The organism is Streptomyces torulosus (assembly GCF_001419765.1).
In the GTDB taxonomy this organism is placed as follows: domain Bacteria; phylum Actinomycetota; class Actinomycetes; order Streptomycetales; family Streptomycetaceae; genus Streptomyces; species Streptomyces torulosus.
Map to the genome: position 1 here is coordinate 1 of NZ_LIRK01000480.1, position 17,468 is coordinate 17,468.

Sequence of the window (17,468 nt, forward strand, 5' to 3'; positions counted from 1 at the left end):
CCGGTCGGCGGCTGACCGGCCCGCGCGGGTTGGGCGGAGCGCTTGTCCCGACCGGCCGCACCGCTCGGGCGGTGGCGGGGACGCCAGACCGCGCAGCCGCCCGCCGCGGCCGGTCAGGCGCCGCCCGCGGCCCCAGCCCGCCCGGCAGGGGTCGCCCGGTCGGCGGCTGACCGGCCGGTGGGCCGCTCGGTCGGCGGGGCCCCCGCCCGGCGCTGAGGGCATTCAGCTCGCGTTCTTGCGGACCTCCTCCAGCTGGACCGGGCGGCGTTCGGCGACCGACAGGGTGCACGCCTCGGCGATCCAGCTGGCCTCGATCGCGTCGGCGACCGTGCAGGGGGAGGGGCGGGTGCCCGCGACGACCTCGGTGAACGCGGTCAGTTCGGCGCGGTACGCGGGGGCGAAGCGGTCCATGAAGAAGTTGTGCGGCGGACCCGCCGGGAACGTCACGCCCGGCTCCGCCGAGCGGAGGGGGAGCTGGCCGTCGAGGCCCGCCGCGATGCTGTCCTTCATCCCGTGCACCTCAAGGCGCACGTCGTACCCGCGGGCGTTGTGGCGGGTGTTGGAGATGACGCCGATCGTGCCGTCGTCGAACGTGAGCAGCGACGACGCCGTGTCGACGTCACCGGCCTCCTTGATGTACTCCGCGCCCTTGTTGCCGCCCGTCGCGTACACCTCGACGACCTCGCGGCCCGTCACCCAGCGCACGATGTCGAAGTCGTGCACCGCGCAGTCCCGGAAGATGCCGCCCGACACCGCCACGTACGCCGCCGGCGGCGGAGCCGGGTCCAGCGTCGTCGACCGCACGGTGTGCAGCGCGCCCAGCTCACCGCTGAGCACCGCCTCACGCGCGGTCATACAGCCCGCGTCGAAGCGGCGGTTGTAGCCGATCTGCACCTCGATGCCGCTGTCCCGGACGGCGCGCAGCACGGTGAGGCTGTCCTCCACCGTCTTCGCCACCGGCTTCTCGCAGAACACCGGGATGCCCGCCTCGACGGCGGCGAGGATCAGTCCGGGGTGCGCGTCCGTCGCCGCCGTGATCACGACTCCGTCGATCCCGGAGGCGAACACCGCCTCCGGGGAGTCGGCGACCGTGGCGCCGAACTTCTCCGCCGCCGAGGCCGCCGCCGCGGCCACCGGGTCGGAGACCACCAGCTCCTCCACGACGTCCAGCCCGGACAGTGTCCCGGCGTGGAAGGCGCCGATACGGCCCAGCCCCAGGATGCCAATGCGCATGATCGAGTGTCCCTTTCAGAAGTACGGGGGGGGAGGAGGAGAAAGAAAACGAGGAGAAGGGTACGTGCAGGTCAAAGGGTCAGTCGGTCGCGCCGACCACGTTCTGGTCCCAGTCGATCAGTGAACCGGTGACCACACCACTGCGGTCGGACAGCAGGAACACGACGAAGTCGGCGATCTCGTCGACCTGGCCGAGCTTCCCCATCGGCAGCCGCTCGGCCGCCCGTTCCCGCCAGTCGTCACCCGCGTCGTGGAACTCCCGCTGGATCGCGTCCTCGCCCTCGGTCTCCGTCCAGCCGATGTTGAGGTCGTTGATCCGGATCCGGTCCCAGCGGTGGGCGTGGGCGGCGTTGCGGGTCAGGCCCGCCAGGCCGGCCTTCGCGGCGGAGTACGGCGCGAGGAACGGAGGGCCGCCGTGCGCGCAGTTCGAGCCGATGTTGACGATCGTGCCGGGCGCCCCGCGGGCCACCAGATGAGCCACCACCGCCTGCATGGCGAAGAAGGGCGCGCGCAGGTTGATCGCGATGTGCGCGTCGAACAGCTCCGGCGAGGTGTCGAGCAGCGAGCCGCGGGAGGTCAGCCCGGCCGCGTTCACCAGGCAGTCGACCCGGCCGTGGGCCGCGATCACCTCGTCCACGCTGCCGCGCACCCGCTCCGGGTCGGCGAGGTCCGCCCGTACGAAGGTGGCGCCGGTCTCCGCCGCCAGCTTCTCGCCGACCTCGGCGCGGCGGCCCGTGAACGCGACGGTCGCGCCCTCGCGCAGGGCCGCGCGGACGATGCCCGCGCCGACGCCCTGGCTGCCGCCGTTGACGAGGACGACCTTGTCCTGCAGGAGTGCCATCCGGGGGTGTTTCCTTTCGTTCGAGCCCGGCGCTTCGGCCGACGGGCGGTGCCGGCGGCGAAACCGGCGCCGGCGGTTCAAGTACGGCGCCGGCGGTTCGGGTACGGCGTCGGCGGTTCAGGTGCGGCGTCGTTCCGCGCCGGCCCGTAGTTCCTCGCGCAGCCGCGCCGGGCTCCACTCCTCCGCCACCGCACGCCACAGAGAGTCCGCCTGGGACGGCGGGGCGAGTCCGTCGACCGGCGGGTCCCGGTCCAGGTTCGTGGGGAACGCGTAACCCTCGGCGGTGGCCGCGACCACGCGGCGCAGCCACTCCTCGGGGGCGCCGTCGGCCTTGCGCGCGAGCAGGACCGGGAACACGGCGTTCGCCATGGCCTCGTGGTCCACCGTCTCCATCGCCCGGCCGAACGCTGAGGAGACCTGGAGCAGGTTCGCCATCCGCCGGATGTCCGTCGACCGGTTGTGCCCGGCGGCGTGGAACAGCGCCGGGTTGAAGAAGACCGCGTCGCCCTTCTCCAGCGGGAGCTGCACGTGGTGGGCGTCGAAGTACGCGGCGAACTCGGGCAGCCGCCAGGCCAGGTAGCCCGGCTCGTACGTCTGCGAGTACGGCAGGTACAGGGTCGGGCCGGACTCGACGGGCATGTCGCAGTGGGCGACCGCGCCCTGGAGGGTCAGCACGGGGGAGAGCCGGTGGACGTGCGCCGGGTACCGGGCCGCCTGCTCCCGGCCGAGGAAGCCGAGGTGGTAGTCGCGGTGCGGGCTCTGCGCCGCGCCGCCCGGGTTGACCACGTTGATCTGCGACGTCACCTGGTAGCCGGGGCCGAGCCACGCCTCGGAGACCAGCGCCAGCATGTCGTTGGCGTAGTAGTCGGCGAACGCCTCCGGGGCGCGTACGGCCGTCTTCTCCAGCGCGTTCCACACCCGGTCGTTGGCGCCGGGCTTCGCGAAGTGGTCGCCGCGGGCCGACCCGGAGGCCCGTTCCTCCTCGATCAGTGCCGTGAAGGCCGCGGTGGCCGCGTCCACGACCCGCGGGTTGGGGAAGGCCCGCTTGAGGACGACGACACCGGGACCGTCGAGCATCGCCCGGACCAGCTCGACCTGCACGGCGCGGCGGTCCGACGCCGCCCGGAGCCGCTCGCCGTCGTAGACGGGGACGTTCCGCTCGACGCCCTCCGCGTACGGGTGGTCGCGGGGGTCGGTGGTGCGCTCGACCAGGGCGCGGAACGCGACGAGGTCGCAGTCCTCCTCGGACAGCCAGATCGCCGAGCCCGCAGCGGTGAGGGCCATGCCGGGTCCTTTCCCTGGTCTGGTCGGCCGGTCTTTCGTGGGGCCGCCGTCTCTGTCAGTCTTGGGCCCGGACCACCCTCATTCAACCCTCAGCAGCCCCTCAAAAACCCCTCATCCGCAACCGGGAACAGCAGCCATGGGACACCCCTACACGATCCGTGAGATCGCCCGTCAGGCCGGGCTGAGCCTGGCCACGGTCGACCGGGTCCTCAACGGCCGCGGCGGGGTGCGGGAGAGCACCGCCCGCGAGGTCGAGCAGGCGATCAAGGACCTGGACCGGCAGCGGACCCAGGTGCGCATCGGCGGCCGTACGTTCATGGTCGACATCGTGATGCAGTCGCCGGACCGGTTCTCGACGGCCGTGCGGGAGGCCCTGGAGGCCGAACTGCCGTCCCTGCACCCGGCGGTCGTGCGCTCCCGCTTCCACTTCCGGGAGACCGGGCCCGCCTCGGAGATGGTCCGGATGCTCGACCGGATCGGGCGGCGCGGCTCGCAGGGCGTGATCCTCAAGGCCCCCGACGTCCCCGAGGTCACCGCCGCCATCGAACGGCTGGTCGCGGCCGGCATCCCCGTCGTCACCCTGGCGACGGACCTGCCGAGCAGCCCGCGCAGCGCGTACGTCGGCATCGACAACCGGGCCGCCGGGGCGACCGCCGCCTATCTGGTCCGGCAGTGGCTCGGCGACCGGACCGGCGCCGTCCTGGTGACGATCAGCCGGGGCTTCTACCGCAACGAGGAGGAGCGCGAGATGGGGTTCCGGGCGGCGATGCGGGCCGCCGCACCGGCCCGGAGGCTCGTCGAGGTCACCGACAGCGACGGCCTCGACGCCACCCAGCGGGACCTGGTCCGGGACGCGCTGGAGCGGGAGCCGGACCTCGCCGCCGTCTACTCCATCGGCGGCGGCAACACCGCGACGCTCGACGCCTTCGCCGCCGCGGGGCGGGAGCCGCACGTCTTCGTCGCGCACGACCTGGACCACGACAACACCCGGCTGCTGCGGGCCGGCCGGCTGTCCGCCGTGCTCCACCACGACCTCCGCCAGGACCTGCGCCGCGCCTGCCAGACCATCATGCGTGCCCACCAGGCCCTCCCGGACGAGGGCCCGTCCCTGCCCTCGGCGATCCAGGTGGTCACCCCGTACAACATGCCGCCGGGCAACGGATAGCCGACGGGCCCGAGGTCCCTCAGACGCCGGTCCGGAACGTGCGCCGGTAGGCCAGCGGGGACACCCCGATCGCCGCGTGCAGGTGCTGGCGCAGCGAGGTGCCGGTGGCGAAGCCGACATGGCCGGCGATCTCGTCGACCGGTAGGTCCGTGGACTCCAGGAGATGCCGGGCGCGGGTGATCCGCTGCTGGACGAGCCAGCGGCCGGGGCTCATGCCGACCTCGTCGTTGAAGCGGCGGGCGAAGGTGCGCAGGCTCATCCGTGCGTGCTGGGCGAGGTCCGTCAGGGTGAGCGGGGAGTCGAGGCGTTCGAGGGCCCACGCGCGGGTGGCGGCCGTGCCGCTCGCCGGGTCCTGGGGGACGGGCTGCTCGATGTACTGGGCCTGGCCACCCTCCCGCCACGGCGGCACCACGCACCGCCGGGCCACCCGGTTGGCGACCTCGCTGCCGTGGTCCTTGCGCACCAGGTGCAGACAGATGTCGATGCCGGACGCGGCGCCCGCCGAGGTGAGGATGTCGCCGTCGTCCACGAACAGGACGTCCGGGTCCAGGTGGACCTTCGGGAAGTGCTTGCGGAACGTGTCGGCGAGCGCCCAGTGCGTGGTGGCGGGCCGGCCGTCCAGCAGACCGGCCGCCGCGAGCACGAAGGCGCCGGTGCAGATGGACACGAGCCGGGTGCCGGGCCGGATCCGGCCGAGGGCCGCCGCCAGGGGGTCGGGAAGCTCGGACGACAGCAGTCCGAGGGCCGCGGGGAACGGACCGAACGAGGCGATGATCACGGTGTCGGCGGTGTCCAGCACCTCCGGGCCGTGCTCCACGGAGATCGTGAAGTCGGTGGCCGAACGTACCGGCAGGCCGTCGGCGGTGCAGGTCAGGACCTCGTACAGGCCGTCGGTCGAGCCGAAGATACGGCTCGGCATGCCGAGTTCGAAGGGGTAGACCCGGTCGGGGGCGAGGACCACCACTCGGTGGGGGGACGTCATACAGGACAGTCTGCCACGACGCGTGGCACGATCCCATCGAATGATGACCATCGTGCCATTGTTGTGAGGTCGGCCCACGACGCAGGCTGGACGCCATGACGGAAACGAACGTGAACCACGGCACCATGCGTGCCGTCAGCCAGGACGACTTCGGCGGGCCGGAGGTACTGAAGGAGGTCGAACGGCCGCGTCCCACGCCCGGCCTCAGCGAGATCCTCGTCCGCGTCCACGCGGCCGGTGTGAACCCGACGGACTGGAAGAACCGCGCCCACGGACTGTGGGTACCGGACCCCCTGCCCGTACTGGGCTGGGACGTCTCCGGAGTCGTCGAGGCGGTGGGCTTCGGGGTCACCCTGTTCCAGCCGGGCGACGAGGTCTTCGGCATGCTGCCCTACCCGCACGGGGCGGGCGCCTACGCCGAGTACGTCACGGGACCGGCCCGTGCCTTCGCCCACAAGCCGGAGAACATCGACCATGTCGAGGGCGGCGCGCTGCCGCTGGCCGCGCTCACCGCGTACCAGGCGCTCGTGGACACCGCCGACGTACGGCCCGGTCAGCGGGTGCTGATCCACGCGGCCGCCGGGGGAGTGGGGCACCTCGCCGTGCAGATCGCCAAGGCCAGGGGCGCGTACGTCATCGGGACGGCCAGCGCCGGCAAGCACGACGTGCTGCGTGAACTGGGCGCCGACGAGCTGATCGACTACCGGACCGAGGACTTCGCCGAGCGGGTGAAGGACGTCGACGTGGTCCTGGACACCCTGGGCGGGGACGTCCGCACCCGTTCCCTGGACGTCCTGCGTCCGGGCGGCACCCTCGTCACGATCGTGCCGACGGGGTTCGAGGACGACGCGAGGCAGGCCGCGGAGCTGGGGGCGCGGCTCGCGGTGCTGCTGGTCGAGGCGGACCGGGCGGGGATGCGGGCCATCGCCGACCTCGTCGCGGAGGGGAAGCTGCGCGCCCGCGTCGACGCCACCTTCCCGCTCGCCGAGGCGGGCAAGGCACACGCCCACGGGGAGACCGGCCGGACCACCGGGAAGATCGTCCTCACGGTGGACTGAGTCCAACCGCCGGGCACACCCGGCGTCAGCTCGACACCAGCTGGGCCTCGCGGCGCTCCGCGGCGGCCTCGACGGTCACGGCCACGGTCACCGGCTCCGGCACGGTCACCGTGGCCGTCGCCGTCTCCTGGCCCTCGCGGTTGCCGTACAGCCAGGCGATGTCCCGCCCGAACGACCAGACCAGCGAGCCCAGCGCCACCGCGACGACGGCGAAGTTCGCGGCGTACGGCAGCAGCCCGGAGGCGGCGACCAGCAGGAAGACACCCTGGATCGCGGCGACCGTCTTGCGGGCCATGCTGTGCGGGAGAGAACCGTTCAGCCACGGCATGGCCCTGGCGGCGGCGACGAAGCCGTACCGCATCAGGCCGATCAGCAGCACCCACGGGCCGAGCGACATCGACACGTACACGCTCAGCACCAGGATCAGGAACGCGTCGACCTCCATGTCGAAGCGGGCGCCCAGCGCGGTCGACGTGCCCGTGCGCCGGGCCACCTTGCCGTCGACGCCGTCGAGTATCAGGGCCACGGCGGTCAGACCGACGAACAGCGAGACGGGCGGCGAGCTCTGGAAGGAGTCGGCGACCAGCGCGGTGACCGCGCCGACCAGGACCGCCCGGCCGAGCGTGACCCGGTTCGCGGGGCCGAAGGAGCGGGGCCGGGTGCGCAGCAGCGCGCGGTTGAGGACCGCCCAGGTGGCGAACGCGAACGCCAGCCCGGTCAGCCAGCCCGCAGGACCCAGTCCGATCGCCGTACCCAGGAAGGCGAGCAGCAGCACCTGGGCGCCCGCGCCCACCGCCGTCTCAGAGAGCACCAGCCGGCCGTCGTAAGTGTTGTTCAGGGCCACCGCAAACCTTCCGAACGTGTGTGGAAGAGTCGATCATCGCCGCGTACCGTTCCGCGACTTCCACCGCTGCGTACGTGGAGAACCGCCCGACCGTTCACGGAGACCCCTATGAAACACACAGCCCGCGCCTTCTGGCTCAGCACCCCGGGACAGGGCGAGATCCGCGAGGAGCGGCTCGCCGCCCCGGCCGAGGGCGAGGTGCTCGTCCGCACGCTGTACACGGGTGTCAGCCGTGGCACGGAGACCCTCGTGTTCAGCGGTCGCGTACCCGAGAACCAGCACGCGACCATGCGCGCGCCCTTCCAGGAGGGAGAGTTCCCGGCCCCGGTGAAGTACGGCTACCTCAGCGTCGGCCGGGTCGAAGAAGGGCCGGACGCACTGGTCGGCCGGAACGTGTTCTGCCTGTATCCGCACCAGAGCCGCTACGTCGTCCCGACGAGCGCCGTCACCGTCGTGCCGGAGTCCGTCCCCGCGGCCCGCGCCGTCCTCGCCGGCACCGTCGAGACCGCCGTCAACGCCCTGTGGGACGCGGCGCCCCTCGTCGGTGACCGGATCGCCGTCGTCGGCGGCGGCATGGTCGGCTGCTCGGTGGCCGCCCTCCTCGCCCGCTACCCCGGTGTACGGGTCCAACTCGTCGACGCCGACCCCGCGCGCGCCGACATCGCCCGCGCCCTCGGTGTGGACTTCGCGCTGCCCGGCGACGCGCTCGGGGAGTGCGACCTCGTCGTGCACGCCAGCGCCAGCGAACAGGGCCTCGTCACCTCGCTCGGCCTGCTCGCCGCCGAGGGCACCGTCATCGAACTCAGCTGGTACGGCGACCGCCGGATCGCCCTGCCGCTCGGCGAGGCCTTCCACTCGCGCCGGCTCACGATCCGCAGCAGCCAGGTCGGCACCGTCTCCCCGGCCGCCCGCCCCGGCCGCACCTACGCCGACCGGTTGGCGCTCGCCCTCGAACTCCTCGCCGACGCACGCTTCGACGCGCTCGTCACGGGGGAGTGTGCCTTCGACGAACTCCCCGACGTGCTGCCGAGACTCGCGAGCGGAGAGCTGCCGGGGCTCTGCCATCGGGTACGGTACGCCGCCGAGTGACCTACTGACCGGTCAGCGCGTCCGCCCCACCCGCCCCTGAACTGCCCCGACGGAACGCTGACCCCCAAGAAACCGCAAAACTCGGCTGAACAACGGGTAGGGAGCAGCCGTACTACACGGCATGCCCCGGCCCGGGGGCAGACGTACCGCACTGGAGGGTCGTCCGTTGTTCAGCATCACCGTCCGCGATCACATCATGATCGCCCACAGCTTCCGCGGGGAGGTCTTCGGACCCGCGCAGCGCCTGCACGGCGCCACCTTCCTCGTGGACGCCACCTTCCGGCGCGCCGAGCTGGACGACGACAACATCGTCGTAGACATCGGGCTGGCCACGCAGGAGCTGGGCGCCGTGGTGAGCGAGTTGAACTACCGCAACCTCGACAACGAGCCCGACTTCGCGAACACCAACACCTCGACGGAGTTCCTCGCCAAGGTGATCGCGGACCGGCTCGCCGAGCGGATCCACAAGGGCGCCATGGGCGAGAACGCCAAGGGCATCGCGGGCATCACGGTCACCCTGCACGAATCGCACATCGCCTGGGCGAGCTACGAGCGTGCCCTGTGACCGACACGACCATCGACCGGGCGGACCTCGGCACCGCCGCCCAGACAAGCGGTGCCGCGCAGGCCGACGGGGGAGAGCAAGTGAGGCTCGGCTACGTGCCCGTGCAGAACGCGGCGCTGAAGACCGCCGCGATCGTGCCCATGTCGCTGCGCTCCGTGCACTTCGTGATGCCGGGCGGCGTCAACGACGTGGCCCGCCCCAGCGGCGGCAACGCCTACGATCGCCGGATCTGCCTCGATCTGCCCGGCTTCGGCTGGCAGGTGCACCAGCACGCCCTTTCCGGCAGCTGGCCGCGCCCCGATGCGGACGCCCGCGCCGAACTCGCCCGTACGCTGCGGGAATTCCCCGACGGCACGGTCGTCCTCCTGGACGGACTCGTCGCCTGCGGGGTCCCCGAGATCATCCTCCCCGAGGCCGAACGCCTCTGCCTGGCCGTCCTGGTGCATCTGCCGCTCGGCGACGAGACCGGCCTGGAGCCGGACGTGGCCGCCGACCTCGACGCCAAGGAGCGCACGACCCTGCGGGGCGTGTCCGCCGTGATCGCGACCAGCGACTGGGCGGTCCGCCGACTGGTGTCCCACCACGGCCTCGCCCCCGAGCGGGTCCATGTCGCCGCCCCCGGCGCCGACATCGCCCCCCTCGCCTCCGGCACCGACGGCGTCTCCCGGCTGCTGTGCGTCGCCGCGGTCACCCCGCGCAAGGGGCAGCACCGACTGGTCGAGGCCCTCGCGACGGTCACCGACCTGCCGTGGAGCTGCGTCCTCGTCGGCGGCATCGACCAGGACCCCGAGTACGTCGACCACATCCGGGGCCTCGTCGCCAAGTTCGGCCTGGAGGACCGGCTGCACCTCGCCGGACCGCAGGCGGGCGCCGAACTCGACGCCAGCTACGCCTCCGCCGACCTCATGGTCCTCACCTCGTACGCCGAGACGTACGGGATGGCGGTCACCGAGGCCCTCGCCCGAGGGATCCCCGTGCTGGCCACGGACGTCGGCGGTCTGCCGGAGGCCGTCGGCCGCGCCCCCGACGGCGGCGTGCCCGGCATCCTCGTCCCGCCGGAGAACCCCGCGGCCATCGCGTCGGAGCTGCGGGGCTGGTTCGGGGAGGCGGACGTGCGGCGCCGGCTGAAGGCCGCGGCGCGCGGTCGCCGCGCCGCGCTCGACGGCTGGGCGACCACGGCCCGCAGCCTGGCCCACGTCCTCGGACGACTGCGCCACGAACCCCGGAGGGCGGCATGACCACTTCAGCCTCGACGGCGACCACGACGACGGCGTCCGCGGACGCGGCGGGTTCCCCTGGCATGGGCGCGGGTGCCCCGCTCCCCGTTGGTGGGGCGGCTCCCGTCGCGGGCGGGTCGGTCACCGCGGCCTCCGCCTCCGGCGCCGCGCTCAGCATGGCGGGGCGGGGCGGTGACACCCCGGCGGCCGAGGGACACCAGTACGCCCCGCAGTGGCTGGAGTTGCGGGAGAGCGCCGACGCCGTCGCGCGCGCGGCGGACCTGCTCGACCCGCTGCGCATACGTCTGGCGAACCTGCCCCGCCGGGCCACCGGCCTGGTCGTCCACGACCTCGGCTGCGGCACCGGCTCGATGGGCCGCTGGCTCGCGCCCCGGCTCGACGGCGCCCAGCAGTGGGTCCTGCACGACCAGGACCCCGCCCTGCTGCGGCTGGCCATCGAGCGGGCGCCGCGCGCGGGCGCCGACGGCAGCCCCGTCACGGTCACCACCCGGCGCGGCGACATCGGGCGGCTCACGGCGGAAGACCTGGCCGGCGCCTCCCTCGTCACCGCGTCCGCGCTGCTCGACGTCCTCACCCGCGAGGAGATCGAGGCGCTCGCCGGTGCCTGCGCGGACGCCGGCGTGCCCGCGCTGCTGACGCTCTCCGTCGTCGGCCGGGCCGACCTCGTACCGGCCCACCCCATGGACCAGGAGATCGCCGAGGCGTTCAACGCCCACCAGCGCGCGAGCGAGCTGCTCGGCCCCGACGCGATCACCGTGGCCTGCGAGGCGTTCGCCCAGCGGGGCGCCACGGTCCGGGTCCACCCGAGCCCCTGGCAGCTCGACGACCGGCACATCGCCCTCACCGAGGAGTGGCTGCGCGGCTGGGTCGGCGCGGCCTGCGAACAGCGCCCCGAACTCACCGAGCGCGCCGAGGCCTACCTCCGCGACCGCCTGGCGGCCTGCGCGGCGGGCGAGTTGCGCGTCACCCTCCACCACAGCGACCTCCTGGCCCTGCCCCGGCCGACGGGCGGCACGTCATGACGGCGCCGGTGGACACCCGCGCGTCGGCGGGCGAACGACGGGTCCGGGTACGGCCGAAGGGGGTCCGGGCGCGTGTGCGGGCGAGCGCCCCGTCGGCGCGGGCGCGCATGCGCACGACCGCGCCCGTCACCATCCCGCGCCAGCGGACGCTGACCGAGGCGCCGGCCACCGCGGCACCGGGCGACACCCGCACGGAAGCCCACGGCGCCGCCGCGCACCCCGCCCCGGCGAAGCCCCCGACCGTGGTCACCCCGGCCGCCCGCAGCCTCTCGGCGGGTCCGGTCCGGGCACCCCGGGCGTCCTCGGCCCCGCTGCCCGGCCACACGCCCGCGGCGGCGCCCGCCGAGCCGTTCGACGGCCACCGGGCCCCGGCCGACACGGCGTCCGGCCGTCCGGCACCGCGCGTGCTGCCGGGTGATGACGTGTCCGCCGCCCGGGCAGCGGTCCTCCCCGCAGAGGACGACGCCCCGGCCGCGCCGCGCCCTCGTGCCGCCGGCAAGGCGCTCCGCGCCCTGCGCGCCCACTTCGGGAGCATCGCCGGAACGATCATTCTCGTGGTCGTCGTGTGGCGGCTCGGGACCGGTGTGTTCGTGGACGGGCTGCGGCGCATCGACGGTGGGACGCTGGTCGCCGCCGTCGGCATCGGCGTGCTGACGACCGTGGTCAGCGCCTGGCGCTGGTGCGCGGTGACGAGGGCGCTGGGCCTGCGGCTGCCGCTCGGCCCGGCCGTCGCGGACTACTACCGGGCACTGTTCCTCAACGCGGCGCTCCCCGGCGGTGTCATCGGCGACGTGCACCGGGCCGTCCGGCACGGACAGAGCTCCGGGGACATGGGGCGCGGCGTGCGCGCGGTGGTCATCGAGCGGACGGCGGGTCAGCTGGTGCTGGCCGTCGTGGGCGTGGCGGTCCTGCTGACGATGCCCTCACCGGTGCTGGAGCAGACCCGTCACACGGCGGGCGTCCTGGCGCTGGTCACCCTGGGCGCGACCGCGATCTGGGCGGCGCTGCGGATGGGCCGGAAGCCGCGTCCCGGGCGCGGCCGGAGCGGCCGGGTCCGCGCCGCCCTCACCGAGGCGCGCGGCGCCCTGCTGAACCGCGACAGCGGCCCGGCGGTGCTGATCTCCTCCGTGGTGGTGCTGGCCGGGTACGTGGCGATGTTCCTGCTCGCCGCGCGCGTCACCGGCACCTCCGCGGGCCCGGCGGCCCTGGTGCCGCTCGCGCTGCTGGCCCTGATCGCCATGAGCCTGCCGCTGAACGTCGGCGGCTGGGGCCCCCGCGAGGGCGTCACCGCCTGGTCGTTCGGCGCGGCGGGTCTGGGCGCCTCCCAGGGCCTGACCGTGGCCGTCGTCTACGGCGTGCTCAGCTTCGCGGCGGCGCTGCCGGGGGCCCTGGTCCTCGTCGGCCGCTGGTACGGCTCGCTGCGGGCCCGCCGTCAGTCCGTGACCACGGAGAAGTACGCCCCGAAGGACTCCACGAACCCCTCCAGCAATTCCTTCCCCTTCGCGGCGGACGCCAACGAAGGACGGCCGATCACACCGGAATCGGTGTAGGCCGACATACCGAGGGAGAGGAGATGACGGCGGTCGTCGGCAAGGAAATCGGTGGTCTCGTGACCGGGCCGGACCAATTCCGGATGGCAATGCAGAAGTATGGAGGTCTCAATTTCTCCCGCATGCATATCACTGAGCAACGAGGTCTCGACACCCGCCCGTTCACGGGCGGCCTCCCAGTCCTCCATCGCCGGGAAAAGCGCCATTCGATGTCCCGCCGCGGTGGATTCCTGGACGACATTGCCCAGGACGTAATTCCCGCCGTGTCCGTTCACCACGACCAGCGCCTCGACGCCCGACCGGCGCAGCGAGTCTGCGATGTCGCGGACCATCGCGTGCAGGGTCGTCGCGGAAATGCTCACCGTGCCCGGCCAGCCGGCGTGCTCGTGCGAGCAGGCGATGGTCACGGGCGGCAGGAGGTGCACCGGGTAGGCGGCGGCTATCTCCCGCGCTATGGCGCACGCCACCAGCGTGTCCGTGGCCAGCGGCAGATACGGGCCGTGCTGCTCGAAGCTGCCGACCGGAAGCACCGCGACCTGCCGGCCGACCTCCGCGCCGCGCTCCCGTACGTCCGCGGTGGTGTCGGCGGGCAGCAGACCGTATACCGTCGGCTGCTGTCCCCGTCCCTCCTGCCGCGCACCGGACTCCGTTCCCGAACTGCTCATCTTTTCCCGGCCTTTCGTCTCTGCTGATGCTCCGTCATTTTCGCATGACGTCAGGACTCACCAGATAGGAACCAGATCATGACAGAAAATGTTGGCGTACTCGGCGCTCACGCCCAGTCCTCCGGTGCCGTCCGCGTGGTCAATGCACCGCTGCCCACGACGTACGGCGACTTCGAGGCCGTAGGTTATCTCGACCAGGATCGCGGCGAGGAACAAGTGGCGCTGGTGTACGGCGACATCAGCGGCGGCGAGAACATACTCGTCCGGCTGCACTCGGAGTGCCTGACCGGTGACGCGTTCGGCTCCCAGCACTGCGAATGCGGGGAACAGCTCGACAGCGCGCTGCGCGCCATCGTCGCGGAGGGCCGGGGCGTCCTCGTCTACCTGCGCGGCCACGAGGGGCGCGGCATCGGGCTGCTCGCCAAGCTCCAGGCGATGAAGCTCCAGGCCGAGGGCCTGGACACCGTCGAGGCGAACATCGCCCTCGGCCTGCCGGTGGACGCCCGCGACTACCGGGTGGCGGCCGAGATGCTGCACGACCTCGGCGTACGGTCCGTGCGGTTGATGTCGAACAACCCGCGCAAGCGGGAGGCGCTGCTGCGCCACGGCATCCAGGTCTCCGAGCAGGTGCCGCTGCTGATCACGCCCTGCGAGGACAACATCACCTACCTGCGCACCAAGCGTGAGCGGCTGGACCACTACCTGCCCCACTTGGACGCGGTGGTCCACTCCTCCTGAGCGCCGCACCACGCGTTCCCCCATGCCGCACGGGGTCGCGCGGCGGCCGTCATCGGATCGTCCGACACCGGCCGCCGCGCCCGCCGTAACGTTCCGGCGGGCCGGTGCGCATGGCGCGCCCGGGCCGACTCCGCTGCCGTACCGCATGAACGTTCGCCTGTGGTGGAAGACCTGACTCCGTCGGGTGAACCGACCACGACCGGACGAAGGGAGCCGCGTACGTGATCCGCAGCGCACGGGTCGTCGTCATAGGCGGCGGTGTCATCGGCACGAGCATCGCCTACCATCTCGCCGCCGCAGGAGTGGACGACGTCGTCCTCGTCGAACGGGACGAACTCGCCTCCGGCTCCACCGCACGGGCCGCCGGCGGCGTACGCGCACAGTTCTCCGACGAACTGAACATCCAGCTCGGCGCCCGCAGCCTGGAGGCGTTCGGCCGCTTCGGACAGGACCTGGGCCACGACATCGGCCTCCACCGGGTCGGCTACCTCTTCCTGCTGTCGACGCCCGACGAGGTCGCCCAGTTCGAGGCCGGCGTACAGCTGCAGAACGACCTGGGTGTGCCCAGCCGCATGATCGACCCCGCCGAGGCCCAGCGGCTCTCCCCGCTGATCAGCACCGACGGGCTGCTCGCCGCCGCGTTCTCGCCCGACGACGGGCACTGCACCCCCGAGTCCGTGGTCCACGGCTACGCGGCGGGCGCCCGCCGCCATGGCGCGACCGTCCTGCGCAACTGCGAGGTCCTGGGCATCGAGACGTGGCGGGACACCATCACCGCAGTGGTCACCAGCAAGGGCCGCATCGTCACCGACACCGTGGTGTGCGCGGCCGGCGCCTGGTCCCGGTCCATCGGCGCCATGGTCGGCGTGGACCTCCCCGTGGAGCCGCTGCGCCGCCAGATCGCGGTCACCGAACCGGTGCCGGGCCTGCTGCCCGACCTGCCCATGACGATCGACTTCACCAGCAGCCTCTACTTCCACACCGAGGGCCCCGGCCTCCTCGTCGGCATGTCCGACCCCGACGAACGGCCCGGCTTCGCCACCGACACCCACGACCGCTGGATCCCCCGCCTCTACGCGGCCATGGAGCACCGGGCGCCCGCCCTGCTCGACCTGCGCCGCACGGGCGGCTGGGCGGGCCTGTACGAGATCACCCCGGACCACAACGCCCTGATCGGCGAGGCCGGTTCATGCTCGCGCTTCCTCTACGCCACCGGTTTCTCCGGCCACGGGTTCCTCCAGGGGCCGGCGGTCGGCGAGGTGGTCCGCGACCTGTACCTCGGCCGCGTACCCTTCGTCGACATCAGCCCCTTGAGCGTCGACCGCTTCACGGCCGACGCGCTGCGCCCGGAGGCCAACCTCGTATGACCGATCGCCACTTGTGGCTCCGCCACGAGACCCGTACCACCGAACGCCGCACCCCGATCGTCCCGTCCGACGCCCGGCGGCTCGTCGAGAGCGGCGTACGGATCACCGTCGAGGACTCCCCGCAGCGGATCTTCCCGACGGAGGCGTACGAGGAGGCGGGCTGCGAGGTCACCGAGCCGGGCCGCTGGCCGGAGGCCCCGTGCGACGCGGTGATCGTGGGCCTGAAGGAACTCCCCGACGAGCCCGCCGAACTCACCCACCGGCACATCTTCTTCGGGCACGCCTACAAGGGCCAGCCCGGCGCCGAGGCGCTGCTGCGCAGGTTCGCCGCCGGGGGCGGGGCGCTGCTGGACCTGGAGTACCTGGTGGACGACCAGGGCCGCAGGCTCGCCGCGTTCGGCTTCTGGGCCGGCTACCTCGGCGCGGCCCTCGCGGTGCTGCACCACCGGGGCGGTCTGGAGACGCCGCTGGTGCCCATGGCCAAGGAGGAGATGGAGGCCCGGCTGCGCGCCTCCGAGGGCGATCTGACCGCGCTGGTGATCGGCGCCCTGGGCCGCAGCGGGAGCGGTGCGCGGGCCGCGCTCGACGAGGCCGGCGTGGAGCCCACCTGCTGGGACGTGGCCGAGACCCGCGACCTCGACAAGGGCGCCCTGCTCACCCACGACCTGATGGTCAACACCGTGCTGACGACGAGCCCGGTGCCGCCGTTCCTCACGGACAAGGACCTCGACGCGCCGGACCGCCGGCTGCGCACCCTCGCCGACGTCACCGTCGACGTCGGCTCACCCATGAACGTCCTGCCGTTCTACGACACCACCACCGACTGGGACCACCCGGTCCGCCGACTGCGCGAGCACCCGCCCCTCGACCTGATCGCGATCGACAACCTGCCCTCCCTGCTGCCCCGCGAGGCGAGCACGGACTTCTCCGCCGCGCTGCTGCCGCAGCTGCTGGACTTCCGGACCGGTGGCGCGTGGGGCCGCTGCCTGGACCGGTTCCGCCGCGCGTCCCATGAACTGGGCCTGATGACAAGGGAGTTGCCGGATGACTGATGGCGCGGTCCCCGCGAGCGGCACCGTCCACTGGGTCGGTGCCGGCCTCTCCACGGGCAGCGGCCTGGCGAAGCTGTGCGACACCGCCGCCCGGGTACGGCTGTGGCACCGCACCGAGGAGCGCGCCGAGGGGGCCCTGGCCGCCCTTGGCCTCGCGGGCCGCGCCGAGCCCCGCGCGTACACGCGCGCGGCACTCGCGGCCGAGCTGGCCCCCGGCGACGTGGTCGTCTCGATGCTCCCGGCCCCGGAGCACGCGCCGTTGCTCGGGGCCTGCGTCGAGGCGCGGGCCCACTTCGCCTGCTCCAGCTATGTCTCGGACGCGGTCCTGGAACTGGCGCCGACGGCCGGGGCGGCGGGCGTCACCGTCCTCACCGAGGCGGGACTCGACCCCGGCATCGACCACCTCTTCGCCCACAGCCTGATCGCCCGGGCGACCGCGGCGATCGGGCCCGACACGGCCGCCTCGTACACCCTGACCTCGTACTGCGGCGGCGTCCCGGCCGTGCCGAACGACTTCAGGTACCGCTTCAGCTGGGCACCCGCCGGGGTCCTGAACGCCCTGCGCGCACCGGCCCGCTACATCGAGGACGGTACGGAGACGACGGCCGAGCGCCCCTGGAGGGCGACCCGTCCGTACGTCGTCGACGGCGAGACCTTCGAGGCCTACCCCAACCGCGACAGCGTGCCCTTCGTCGCCCAGTACGGCCTCCCGCCGGCCTGGAAACCGCGCACCTTCGTCCGCGGCACCCTCCGCCTCGACGGCTGGCTCGCCGCG

Annotated in this window: 17 protein-coding genes; 11 read left to right on the top strand and 6 right to left on the bottom strand. The window is 73.1% G+C overall.

Going from position 1 to position 17,468, the window contains the following annotated elements:
- Window positions 1-222: 222 nt before the first annotated feature.
- The 3 genes from AOK23_RS30225 to AOK23_RS30235 all read right to left on the bottom strand — a co-directional run bounded on the left by AOK23_RS30225 (window position 223) and on the right by AOK23_RS30235 (window position 3,358).
- Window positions 223-1,233, bottom strand: coding sequence for a Gfo/Idh/MocA family protein (locus tag AOK23_RS30225; RefSeq protein ID WP_055715766.1), 1,011 nt, complete (start codon window positions 1,231-1,233; stop codon window positions 223-225).
- A 79-nt stretch (window positions 1,234-1,312) separates the two neighbouring features.
- Entirely contained in the window at window positions 1,313-2,074 is a 762-nt protein-coding gene (locus tag AOK23_RS30230; protein WP_055715767.1) for an SDR family oxidoreductase, read from the bottom strand.
- Between the two features lie 117 nt (window positions 2,075-2,191).
- Window positions 2,192-3,358 carry a phytanoyl-CoA dioxygenase family protein gene (locus AOK23_RS30235; RefSeq protein ID WP_055715768.1) on the bottom strand — a complete coding sequence of 389 codons (1,167 nt, stop codon included), beginning with the start codon at window positions 3,356-3,358 and terminating at the stop codon, window positions 2,192-2,194.
- 136 nt (window positions 3,359-3,494) lie between these two features.
- Between AOK23_RS30235 and AOK23_RS30240 the strand changes: the two genes are divergently transcribed.
- Window positions 3,495-4,523, top strand: a complete 1,029-nt coding sequence (locus AOK23_RS30240) for a LacI family DNA-binding transcriptional regulator (RefSeq protein ID WP_055715769.1) — start codon at window positions 3,495-3,497, stop codon at window positions 4,521-4,523.
- 19 nt (window positions 4,524-4,542) lie between these two features.
- Here the strand turns inward: AOK23_RS30240 and AOK23_RS30245 are convergent, their stop codons facing one another.
- Window positions 4,543-5,505, bottom strand: coding sequence for a GlxA family transcriptional regulator (locus tag AOK23_RS30245; protein ID WP_055715770.1), 963 nt, complete (start codon window positions 5,503-5,505; stop codon window positions 4,543-4,545).
- A 125-nt stretch (window positions 5,506-5,630) separates the two neighbouring features.
- Between AOK23_RS30245 and AOK23_RS30250 the strand changes: the two genes are divergently transcribed.
- Entirely contained in the window at window positions 5,631-6,563 is a 933-nt protein-coding gene (locus AOK23_RS30250; protein ID WP_107102907.1) for an NADP-dependent oxidoreductase, read from the top strand.
- A gap of 25 nt (window positions 6,564-6,588) precedes the next feature.
- On the opposite strand, the gene AOK23_RS30255 is transcribed toward AOK23_RS30250, so the two are convergent.
- Window positions 6,589-7,407: a CDP-alcohol phosphatidyltransferase family protein gene (locus AOK23_RS30255; RefSeq protein ID WP_055715772.1), complete on the bottom strand. Its 819-nt coding sequence runs from the start codon at window positions 7,405-7,407 to the stop codon at window positions 6,589-6,591.
- A 108-nt stretch (window positions 7,408-7,515) separates the two neighbouring features.
- Here AOK23_RS30255 and AOK23_RS30260 point away from each other — a divergent pair, with 108 nt between their 5' ends.
- From AOK23_RS30260 to AOK23_RS30280, 5 genes are all read left to right on the top strand, one after another.
- Window positions 7,516-8,496, top strand: a complete 981-nt coding sequence (locus AOK23_RS30260) for a zinc-dependent alcohol dehydrogenase (protein WP_055715773.1) — start codon at window positions 7,516-7,518, stop codon at window positions 8,494-8,496.
- Window positions 8,497-8,662: 166 nt separating this feature from the next.
- On the top strand, window positions 8,663-9,061 hold the full coding sequence (locus AOK23_RS30265) for a 6-pyruvoyl trahydropterin synthase family protein (protein WP_055519615.1): 399 nt from the start codon (window positions 8,663-8,665) through the stop codon (window positions 9,059-9,061).
- On the top strand, window positions 9,058-10,299 hold the full coding sequence (locus tag AOK23_RS30270) for a glycosyltransferase family 4 protein (protein WP_055715774.1): 1,242 nt from the start codon (window positions 9,058-9,060) through the stop codon (window positions 10,297-10,299). Before AOK23_RS30265 ends, AOK23_RS30270 begins: the two co-directional genes overlap by 4 nt.
- Window positions 10,296-11,321, top strand: a complete 1,026-nt coding sequence (locus AOK23_RS30275) for a class I SAM-dependent methyltransferase (protein WP_107102905.1) — start codon at window positions 10,296-10,298, stop codon at window positions 11,319-11,321. Before AOK23_RS30270 ends, AOK23_RS30275 begins: the two co-directional genes overlap by 4 nt.
- A 107-nt stretch (window positions 11,322-11,428) precedes the next feature.
- On the top strand, window positions 11,429-12,871 hold the full coding sequence (locus AOK23_RS30280; protein ID WP_240496633.1) for a lysylphosphatidylglycerol synthase transmembrane domain-containing protein: 1,443 nt from the start codon (window positions 11,429-11,431) through the stop codon (window positions 12,869-12,871).
- Here the strand turns inward: AOK23_RS30280 and AOK23_RS45750 are convergent.
- Complete coding sequence (locus AOK23_RS45750) at window positions 12,754-13,536, bottom strand: creatininase family protein (protein WP_079049793.1); 783 nt, start codon at window positions 13,534-13,536, stop codon at window positions 12,754-12,756. The two genes, AOK23_RS30280 and AOK23_RS45750, sit on opposite strands and share 118 nt — an antisense overlap.
- Before the next feature lie 78 nt (window positions 13,537-13,614).
- On the opposite strand from AOK23_RS45750, the gene ribA reads away from it, so the two are divergent.
- The 4 genes from ribA to AOK23_RS30300 all read left to right on the top strand — a co-directional run.
- Window positions 13,615-14,274, top strand: coding sequence for a GTP cyclohydrolase II (gene ribA / locus AOK23_RS30285; RefSeq protein WP_055519911.1), 660 nt, complete (start codon window positions 13,615-13,617; stop codon window positions 14,272-14,274).
- 221 nt (window positions 14,275-14,495) lie between these two features.
- The gene (locus AOK23_RS30290; RefSeq protein WP_055715776.1) at window positions 14,496-15,641 is read left to right on the top strand and encodes an NAD(P)/FAD-dependent oxidoreductase; all 1,146 of its coding nucleotides are present in this window, start codon (window positions 14,496-14,498) and stop codon (window positions 15,639-15,641) included.
- On the top strand, window positions 15,638-16,693 hold the full coding sequence (locus AOK23_RS30295) for a saccharopine dehydrogenase (RefSeq protein ID WP_055715777.1): 1,056 nt from the start codon (window positions 15,638-15,640) through the stop codon (window positions 16,691-16,693). The genes AOK23_RS30290 and AOK23_RS30295 overlap by 4 nt, the downstream gene beginning before the upstream one ends.
- Window positions 16,686-17,468, top strand: a 783-nt coding sequence (locus tag AOK23_RS30300; RefSeq protein WP_240496631.1) for a saccharopine dehydrogenase C-terminal domain-containing protein, incomplete at its 3' end; no start/stop codon positions are given. The genes AOK23_RS30295 and AOK23_RS30300, both read left to right, overlap by 8 nt.

Excerpts from the sequence above, each read along its gene's own strand:
- AOK23_RS30225 (WP_055715766.1), bottom strand. The coding sequence starts at position 1,233 with ATGCGCATTGGCATCCTGGGGCTGGGCCGTATCGGCGCCTTCCACGCC.
- AOK23_RS30230 (WP_055715767.1), bottom strand. The coding sequence starts at position 2,074 with ATGGCACTCCTGCAGGACAAGGTCGTCCTCGTCAACGGCGGCAGCCAG.
- AOK23_RS30235 (WP_055715768.1), bottom strand. The coding sequence starts at position 3,358 with ATGGCCCTCACCGCTGCGGGCTCGGCGATCTGGCTGTCCGAGGAGGAC.
- AOK23_RS30240 (WP_055715769.1), top strand. The coding sequence starts at position 3,495 with ATGGGACACCCCTACACGATCCGTGAGATCGCCCGTCAGGCCGGGCTG.
- AOK23_RS30245 (WP_055715770.1), bottom strand. The coding sequence starts at position 5,505 with ATGACGTCCCCCCACCGAGTGGTGGTCCTCGCCCCCGACCGGGTCTAC.
- AOK23_RS30250 (WP_107102907.1), top strand. The coding sequence starts at position 5,631 with ATGCGTGCCGTCAGCCAGGACGACTTCGGCGGGCCGGAGGTACTGAAG.
- AOK23_RS30260 (WP_055715773.1), top strand. The coding sequence starts at position 7,516 with ATGAAACACACAGCCCGCGCCTTCTGGCTCAGCACCCCGGGACAGGGC.
- AOK23_RS30275 (WP_107102905.1), top strand. The coding sequence starts at position 10,296 with ATGACCACTTCAGCCTCGACGGCGACCACGACGACGGCGTCCGCGGAC.
- AOK23_RS30280 (WP_240496633.1), top strand. The coding sequence starts at position 11,429 with ATGCGCACGACCGCGCCCGTCACCATCCCGCGCCAGCGGACGCTGACC.
- AOK23_RS45750 (WP_079049793.1), bottom strand. The coding sequence starts at position 13,536 with ATGAGCAGTTCGGGAACGGAGTCCGGTGCGCGGCAGGAGGGACGGGGA.
- ribA (WP_055519911.1), top strand. The coding sequence starts at position 13,615 with ATGACAGAAAATGTTGGCGTACTCGGCGCTCACGCCCAGTCCTCCGGT.
- AOK23_RS30295 (WP_055715777.1), top strand. The coding sequence starts at position 15,638 with ATGACCGATCGCCACTTGTGGCTCCGCCACGAGACCCGTACCACCGAA.